At 41.0% G+C, this 1,787-nt stretch carries 2 protein-coding genes and 1 pseudogene; all 3 read left to right on the top strand.

Annotation, left to right across the window (positions count from 1 at the left end; genetic code table 11):
• Positions 1 to 548, top strand: a 548-nt coding sequence (locus tag QTN95_RS20480) for an RHS repeat-associated core domain-containing protein (protein WP_331418824.1), incomplete at its 5' end; no start/stop codon positions are given.
• Between the two features lie 15 nt (positions 549 to 563).
• Complete coding sequence (locus QTN95_RS20475; protein ID WP_331418822.1) at positions 564 to 980, top strand: hypothetical protein; 417 nt, start codon at positions 564 to 566, stop codon at positions 978 to 980.
• 124 nt (positions 981 to 1,104) lie between these two features.
• Positions 1,105 to 1,638 (top strand): annotated as a pseudogene (locus QTN95_RS20470) (IS110 family transposase); the annotation flags it as partial.
• Positions 1,639 to 1,787: the final 149 nt, after the last annotated feature.

Genomic DNA, 1,787 nt, shown 5'->3' with positions numbered 1-1,787 from the left:
AAACAGGGCTTTACTACAACCTGCACCGTTATTATGATACAGACAGCGGGCAGTATTTAAGCTCTGACCCCATCGGCATGGCGGGTGGTTTAAGACCACAAGCGTATGTACACAATCCGATGGACTGGGTGGATCCGTTTGGGTTGGCAGGCTTCTTCACACCATACTCATTCAATGCTCCCTCAGGAATATCACAAACGGTTTACCAACAAAATATCGATTGGGATTTGCCCGTCAATACACGCCAAGGAGTAAAAACGAACTTGGAGTTAGCAATGGATGGTCGTTCACCTTTCGTAGTGAAAAATGGGAAATACTCTCAAATAAACTTACATCACTCGAAGCAAAATGCGAGAGGCTCGTTATTTGAGTTGTCTGCTGACACTCACCAAAGTTACTATGGAACCAACGCGTTGCACCCATACTTACCAAATGCCCACCCTATTAATCCCGTTGATAGAGATTCATTCAACATTGATAGGGAAACGTATTGGCAAGAAAGAGCACAAAATGAACTTAATGCGCGAAGTCAAAAGTCTTGCCCTTAACAATTGGAGATTAAAATGTTGGATAATAAATTGGTAGCCTTCTTCAAATCTAAATCGTGGTGGTTCGATGATACCGCCATCGAATATGAACAAGCTCTGAGTCTATATAATTTAGATCTTACTAGTGACTTGGCAAAATTTTACCTTCATGTGGAAGATGGACCAACTTTTTCCAGTCGCAGTTTTGAACTTCTTCATTTACCTTGGTTTATTATAAATTCCGATTTTCAACTACTTGTGAATACGGTAAAGTCTTCATTACAATGTGACGAAGACCTCCTACCTATAACTAATCTAGAAGCTCAATCGTGCTTTTTTTATAATAAGAAAAAAGGTAGTGTAATTCTTCTAAAATTAAGTCAATCTGGTATTGTATGCGATAAGGAGTGGAACTGTTGGAATGATTTCATAGAATGGTATTTTGAAGTCTAAATAAACTAGAATCTAACTATAATTTGCTTGATGCTCTATAGGCTTTGATGTGATGGACGCACCTCCCTTCTAGCGTCGTTGTACCAAACTAATAGTACAACCATTGAGAGCAGGAGTAACAAATATGTCTATTAAAGTTGTCGGTATTGATATAGCGAAAAATCTCTTCCAAGTATGTGTGCTGGGTACAAATGGACAAATTTTATCAAACAGAAAGGTAAAGCGAGATAAGCTTCTAGATACTGTCCGCCAACTACCTGAGCAAACTGCTCTTGCAATGGAGTCATGTGCAACTTCTCATCATTGGGGCAGAATATGTCAAGAGCTAGGATACACAGTGGCTCTTATTCCAGCTCAGCATGTAAAACCATTTGTTGGGCGGCAAAAGAACGATGCTAATGATGCAAAAGCCATTTGCGAAGCCTATTCTAGACCTAATCTTCACTTCGTTCCTGTTAAGTCTGTTGAACAACAAGACCTCAAAGCGATACGCAGTGTCCGTAAACGTTTGGTAGAGAACAGAACTGCCTTGGCGAACCAGATCAGAGGATTGGCTGCTGAATACGGGGTAGTATTTCCTCTCTCCATTAAAGCTTTACGAAGTCATTTACCGCTAGCTCTTGAAGACGCAGAGAATGCTCTTTCCCCAGTAATGAGGTGGAATAAACGGGGACACTCACTTTAAGAAAATAAGAAGGGCAACTCCGCTACGACGATGAACAACGGATCACCTACTACCACAGTGCCTTTGGCGGCACCTCCCAATATGTAAAAGACGACAAAAACCGCATCATTGCGATTGTCGAC

This window comes from Vibrio sp. M260112 (genome assembly GCF_036533775.1).
In the GTDB taxonomy this organism is placed as follows: Bacteria; Pseudomonadota; Gammaproteobacteria; order Enterobacterales; family Vibrionaceae; genus Vibrio.
This window is presented reverse-complemented; position numbering and strand designations above follow the sequence as displayed.

Bases quoted from the DNA above. Each gene is read 5' to 3' on its own strand.
- QTN95_RS20475 (WP_331418822.1), top strand. From the start codon at position 564: ATGTTGGATAATAAATTGGTAGCCTTCTTCAAATCTAAATCGTGGTGG.